Here is a 5,782-nt window from a genome sequence, read left to right on the forward strand (position 1 = left end):
CCGAAGACGCCCTTTTTTCAAGCAAATACCGAAGATTACGCTTCAGCCTTGGCAGTGCCACGGCGGTTAGGCAGCTTCTCTTTGATACGTGCCGACTTGCCGGAACGCTCACGCAGATAGTACAGCTTGGCGCGACGGACATCGCCGCGACGCTTGACTTCGATCGACGCGATCAGCGGCGAGTACAACTGGAATGTACGCTCAACGCCTTCGCCCGACGAAATCTTGCGGACGATGAAGTTGGAGTTCAGACCACGGTTGCGACGCGAGATCACGACGCCTTCGTAAGCCTGGGCGCGCTTGCGCGTACCTTCGACCACGTTGACGCTGACGATGACGGTATCGCCTGGAGCGAACTCAGGGATGTTCTTTGCGAGACGCGCGATCTCTTCTTGCTCTAATTGCTGGATCAGATCCATTTTAATACTCCGAATGCCATCTTGCCGGCGCTCACTTCGTCGACTGAGTCGACCTGCCCGGTAGAGGATGGGGTTGAACAACGAGCGCCGCCTTCAGTTGTCTTCCGGCCTTGCCCGCACTTTTGCTGCTTTCACTGCAAACTGCTTAAAAACTTCTCATCGGCCTTGCTCAGCAACCCGTCCTGGCGCGCCCTGGCGATCAGGTCGGGACGCTTCTTGGCAGTCGCCTCAAGCGCCCGCTCGCGTCGCCACTTCACAATCTCTGCATGGTGGCCGCCCATCAACACCGGCGGCACCGCCACGCCTTCGTATTCTTCCGGACGCGTGTAATGCGGGCAATCCAGCAGGCCGTTGACGAAACTGTCTTCAACCGCCGAACTGCCGTCGTTGAGCACGCCCGGCAATTGCCGGATCACGGCATCCATCAGCGCCATCGCCGGCAATTCACCGCCCGACAGCACGAAATCGCCGAGACTGATTTCTTCGTCGACATGGCGGTCCAGCAAACGTTGATCGATAGCCTCGTAGCGACCGCACAGCAACACCACGCCAGTATCTTCAGCGAACTGCATGACGCGCTGATGCGTCAGCGGCTTGCCTTGCGGGGACAAATACACCACACGCGGCGCCGCCAGATTCAAATCAAGTTGCCGCTGCCTGGCCGCCTGCAGCGTCTGCTGCAACGGTTTGGCCAGCATCACCATGCCCGGTCCGCCGCCATAAGGCCGGTCGTCGACCGTGCGGTGATTGTCGGTGGTGAAATCCCGCGGATTCCATAGCGACAAGCCCCACTTCTTTTGCTCGAACGCACGCCGGGTTACACCGGACTGCGTCAATGCTGCAAACATTTCGGGGAAAAGCGTGACGACGTCAAATTGCATCCGGCGCCCTTTTTAATATTGCAAACCGCGCTGCCGGATCAATAATCCAGTCCCCAGTCGACCACGATTTTCTTGTCCGCCAGACTGACGGTCTTGACGAACTGGTCAACGTACGGAATCAGGATTTCTGCAGCAGCCTTGCTGTCGGCTTCAACTCCTGCCTCAGCCGGGACAGCAGGAACCGCGACACGCAGGATCGGGTGAGCCCCGTTATCCATCAGATCGCTGACCACGCCCAGGGACTCGCCCTGCATGTTTTCAACTGCCAGGCCGATCAGATCGACCCAGTAAAATTCTCCGTCGGATAAAGCAGGAAAGTGGCTGCGCGCAATCTGCACCACGGCGCCCTTGAGCGCTTCGGCGGCATCACGACCAGCCACTCCCATTAACCTCGCCACCACATCACCGCTGTGGGACTTGGCTTGCATCATCTCGACATCGCGCAATTCCGGCTTGTCCAGCCACCAGGTTCTTGCGCCCAGCAGAGCATCTGCATCCGCTGAATAAGGTTTGACCCGCACCCATCCCTGAATACCATAAGCACCTGAGATGTAACCTACCGTCAACAGATCCGGGGGAACTGCGACGCCTGATTGTGATGTGCGCGACAAACCTGCCTTACCAATACGCTTGCGAAATCAGAGCCGAATGCAACTGCAATTAAGCAGCGGCCTTCTTGCCTGCTTCGCTGACCAGACGGGCAACGGTTGGGGACAGCTGTGCGCCGACGCCTTCCCAGTGAGCCAGGCGGTCCTGAGCGATACGGAAGGATTCTTCCTTACCGGATGCAACCGGGTTGTAGAAACCCAGACGCTCGATGAAGCGTCCGTCGCGGCGATTGCGCGAATCAGTTGCAACGATGTTGAAGAATGGGCGCTTCTTGGCGCCTCCACGAGCTAAACGAATAACGACCATAATGGTTCCAAAAAGTGTTCGAACACGGAAAAGCTGGTGATTATAGCCGAAATACCGGCCACGCAGCAAGATGAATACGGGAAAGCAGCCCAAGCCGGGCGCGGAGCCGATCCGGCTCCATCCGACCTTCCCGCCTGATTTCGCCCTTTTCAGGGCAATGCGCCCCGAAACGGTCTTCGGGACGCCCTCTCCTGCGGCTATACTAGGCGCAGTTTTTTTACAACACTGCAACGCGCTCCGGCGCGCAGTCCGGCCGATCCAGCGCCTTCTTTTGCCATCGAGAAATTAGCTTCATGACAATTCAGCACAAGAACAAGACCTTCACGACTTTCCTGGCGGCCGTTTTCGGCGGCATCGGCATCCATCGTTTTTATATGGCTGGCCGCAAAGACCTGATCGGCTGGTTGCATCTGGCCACCCTGCCGGTGTCGGCGCTGCTGATCTGGACATTCAGCAACTCGCAGCCGCTGTTCATGGGCATGCTGTTTGCGCTGTCGATATTGTGCGGCTTCCTCGAAGCCCTCGTCATCGGACTGACACCGGACGAAAAATGGGATGCCGCCCGTAACCAGGGCTCCGGCAAGAAATCGGAATCGCACTGGGTCCTGGCGCTGATCCTGGTATTAACGCTGGGAGTCGGCGCCATGTCGGTGATCGCCCTGATGGCGCGCAGTTTCGACCTGCTCTTCACCGGCGGCGCTTACGGCTGACGCTTGATATGGACCGAAGCGTTCGCCGGTCGACCCGGCGAACGCCGCCGCATCAGAATTGCTCTTCGGTCAACGCCAGCACGCCGGCGCTGCCTTCCACCACCGCCGCACGCAGCGACGACGCTTGCGTCAGCACATGATCTGCATAGAAACGCGCCGTCGCGATCTTGGCTTTGTAGAACTGTGCATCGCCGTCACCGGCTTTCAGCTTGTCGACAGACACCAGTGCGGCGCGCGCCATTTGCCAGCCCCCCAGCACCACGCCGGCCAGTTTCAGGTACGGCACGCTGCCTGAAAACACACCCTTGATGTCCGTCTTGATGTTGGCGACCACGTAGTTGACCACGTCGTCCAGCGCAAGCGTGCCGTCAACCAGGCGCTTGCGGATCGCCTGCAGGTCGTCGCTGTATTCGCCTGCAGCGGCAGTGGCGAGCGCCGCTTCAGTCTTGTGAATTTGCCCGATGATGCCCTTGGCGACTGCGCCGCCGTCACGCGAGGTCTTGCGACCGACCAGGTCGTTGGCCTGGATCGCCGTGGTGCCTTCGTAAATCGCCAGGATGCGCGCGTCGCGGTAATACTGTGCGGCGCCGGTTTCTTCGATGAAGCCCATGCCGCCGTGCACCTGCACGCCGGTCGAGGTGACGTCGATGGACAACTCGGTCGACCAGCCCTTGACGATGGGCACCAGGTATTCGTAGACGGCCTGGTTGGTCTTGCGCGTCGCCTCGTCGGCATGATGATGACCGGCATCCGATGCTGCAGCGGCGACATACGCCAGCGCGCGCGACGCCTCCACCTGGGAGCGCATCGACATCAGCATGCGGCGCACGTCCGGCTGGTGGATGATGGTGACGGCGCCTGCAGAACCGGCCAGGTCGCGCGACTGCACGCGGTCCTTGGCGTAAGCCACGGCTTTTTGATAGGCGCGTTCCGACACCGACAGACCCTGGATGCCCACGGCGAAGCGCGCCGCATTCATCATGATGAACATGTATTCAAGGCCACGATTTTCTTCGCCGACCAGCATGCCGACGGCGCCGCCGTGGTCGCCGAATTGCAGCACCGCAGTCGGGCTGGCCTTGATGCCGAGCTTGTGTTCGATGGAGACGCAATGGACGTCGTTACGCTCGCCCAGCGAACCGTCCGGCTTGACCAGGAATTTCGGCACGATGAACAGCGAAATGCCTTTCACGCCTTCCGGCGCATTCGGCGTGCGCGCCAGCACCAGGTGGACGATGTTCTCGGCCATGTCGTGATCGCCGTACGTGATGAAAATCTTGGTGCCCGACAATTTGAACGTACCGTCATCCTGCGGCACCGCACGCGTACGCACCAGCGCCAGGTCGGAACCGGCTTGCGGCTCGGTCAGATTCATCGTGCCGGTCCACTTGCCGGAGATGAAATTGGTCAGGTAAGTATTCTTTTGCTCCTCGGTGCCGGCCGTCATCAATGCTTCGATGGTGCCGTCGGTGAGCAGTGGACACAGCGCGAACGACAGGTTCGCGGAATTGAGCATTTCGATACAGGGCGTCGCCACCAGTTTCGGCAGACCCTGGCCGCCGAATTCAACCGGATGCTGCACGCCCTGCCAGCCGGCTTCGCCGAACTGCTTGAAAGCTTCCTTGAAGCCCTTGCTGGTCGTGACCTTGCCGTCGCTCCACGAGCTCGGCTCCTTGTCGGCGGAGTGGTTGAGCGGCGCCACCACTTCACTGCAGAATTTTGCATTCTCTTCCAGAATGGCTTCCACGGTTTCCGGCGTCGCGTCTTCGCAGTTGGGCAATGCGTTGACTTCCGACAATCCGGCCAGTTCGTTCATGACGAACAGCATATCCTTCAATGGTGCGACGTAGCTCATCTCCGACTCCTGATCCTGTGTACGCAATCTGTTGTTGCGCTGCTTTCGCATTCGTTTTTTACTGCTTGCTTACTGCTTGCCATATTGCCGCTGCTGCTAAAAAATCGGCCCTGTCATGCGAGAGGGCCGATTTGGGATTGCTGATTAACCGAGCTGCTTGACCAGCTCAGGCACGATCTCGAACAAGTCGCCGACGATGCCGTAATCGGCCACCGAGAAGATCGGCGCTTCTTCGTCCTTGTTGATCGCCACGATCACCTTGGAATCCTTCATGCCCGCCAGATGCTGGATCGCACCGGAAATACCAACGGCGATATACAGCTGCGGCGCCACGATCTTGCCGGTCTGCCCCACTTGCCAGTCGTTCGGCACATAGCCCGCATCGACTGCGGCGCGCGAGGCGCCCATGGCGGCGTTGAGCTTGTCGGCCAGCGGTTCGAGGATCTTGAAGCTTTCCGACGATCCCATGCCGCGGCCGCCCGAGACGATGATCTTGGCGGCGGTCAGTTCAGGACGATCCGACTTCGCCACTTCGCGCGAGACGAAGCTGGACTTGCCGGAGTCGGCCACGGCCGTCAACGATTCGACCGCTGCGCTGCCGCCTGTTGCTGCAGCATCAAAACCGGTCGTGCGCACGGTGATGACCTTGATCGGATCAATCGACTGCACGGTGGCAATGGCGTTGCCGGCGTAGATGGGACGTTCGAAGGTATCGGCCGACTCCACCTTGGTAATGTCGGAAATCTGGCCCACGTCCAGCTTGGCGGCCACACGCGGCAGGATGTTCTTGCCGTAGGCGGTGGCGGGGGCCAGGATGTGGCTGTAATCCTTGGCGATGGCCAGGACTTGTTCAGCGACGTTCTCGGCCAGGCCATCGGCGAATTGCGGCGCGTCGGCCAGCAGGACCTTTGTTACGCCAGTAATCTGGGCTGCGGCATCAGCAGCTGCTTTCGCGTTGTGGCCTGCTACGAGGACGTGGACGTCGCCGCCGGCTTGCGCTGC

The 5,782-nt window shown here is 59.9% G+C and carries 7 protein-coding genes; 1 reads left to right on the forward strand and 6 read right to left on the reverse strand.

The features are described from left to right. Window positions 1-35: 35 nt before the first annotated feature. From rplS to rpsP, 4 genes are all read right to left on the reverse strand, one after another. A complete protein-coding gene (rplS, locus tag HLUSI_RS0124280; protein ID WP_016836403.1) occupies window positions 36-419 on the reverse strand; it encodes a 50S ribosomal protein L19 in 384 nt (127 codons plus the stop codon). Window positions 420-550: 131 nt separating this feature from the next. Continuing rightward, window positions 551-1,300, reverse strand: coding sequence for a tRNA (guanosine(37)-N1)-methyltransferase TrmD (trmD, locus tag HLUSI_RS0124285; RefSeq protein ID WP_016836404.1), 750 nt, complete (start codon window positions 1,298-1,300; stop codon window positions 551-553). 38 nt (window positions 1,301-1,338) lie between these two features. Next, complete coding sequence (rimM, locus tag HLUSI_RS0124290) at window positions 1,339-1,911, reverse strand: ribosome maturation factor RimM (protein ID WP_029363979.1); 573 nt, start codon at window positions 1,909-1,911, stop codon at window positions 1,339-1,341. A gap of 49 nt (window positions 1,912-1,960) precedes the next feature. Beyond that, the gene (gene rpsP / locus HLUSI_RS30540; protein ID WP_040503873.1) at window positions 1,961-2,215 is read right to left on the reverse strand and encodes a 30S ribosomal protein S16; all 255 of its coding nucleotides are present in this window, start codon (window positions 2,213-2,215) and stop codon (window positions 1,961-1,963) included. Window positions 2,216-2,508: 293 nt separating this feature from the next. Here rpsP and HLUSI_RS0124300 point away from each other — a divergent pair, with 293 nt between their 5' ends. Continuing rightward, entirely contained in the window at window positions 2,509-2,925 is a 417-nt protein-coding gene (locus tag HLUSI_RS0124300) for an NINE protein (protein ID WP_016836407.1), read from the forward strand. 52 nt (window positions 2,926-2,977) lie between these two features. Here HLUSI_RS0124300 and HLUSI_RS0124305 read toward each other — a convergent pair whose 3' ends face one another. After that, window positions 2,978-4,780 (reverse strand): acyl-CoA dehydrogenase, encoded by a 1,803-nt coding sequence (locus tag HLUSI_RS0124305; protein WP_016836409.1) that lies wholly within the window; start codon window positions 4,778-4,780, stop codon window positions 2,978-2,980. Window positions 4,781-4,924: 144 nt separating this feature from the next. Beyond that, window positions 4,925-5,782, reverse strand: an 858-nt coding sequence (locus HLUSI_RS0124310) for an electron transfer flavoprotein subunit alpha/FixB family protein (protein WP_016836411.1), incomplete at its 5' end; no start/stop codon positions are given.

The organism is Herbaspirillum lusitanum P6-12 (assembly GCF_000256565.1).
GTDB lineage: Bacteria > Pseudomonadota > Gammaproteobacteria > Burkholderiales > Burkholderiaceae_D > Herbaspirillum > Herbaspirillum lusitanum.

Excerpts from the sequence above, each read along its gene's own strand:
- HLUSI_RS0124305 (WP_016836409.1), bottom strand. The coding sequence starts at position 4,780 with ATGAGCTACGTCGCACCATTGAAGGATATGCTGTTCGTCATGAACGAA.
- rpsP (WP_040503873.1), bottom strand. The coding sequence starts at position 2,215 with ATGGTCGTTATTCGTTTAGCTCGTGGAGGCGCCAAGAAGCGCCCATTC.
- rplS (WP_016836403.1), bottom strand. The coding sequence starts at position 419 with ATGGATCTGATCCAGCAATTAGAGCAAGAAGAGATCGCGCGTCTCGCA.
- HLUSI_RS0124300 (WP_016836407.1), top strand. The coding sequence starts at position 2,509 with ATGACAATTCAGCACAAGAACAAGACCTTCACGACTTTCCTGGCGGCC.
- trmD (WP_016836404.1), bottom strand. The coding sequence starts at position 1,300 with ATGCAATTTGACGTCGTCACGCTTTTCCCCGAAATGTTTGCAGCATTG.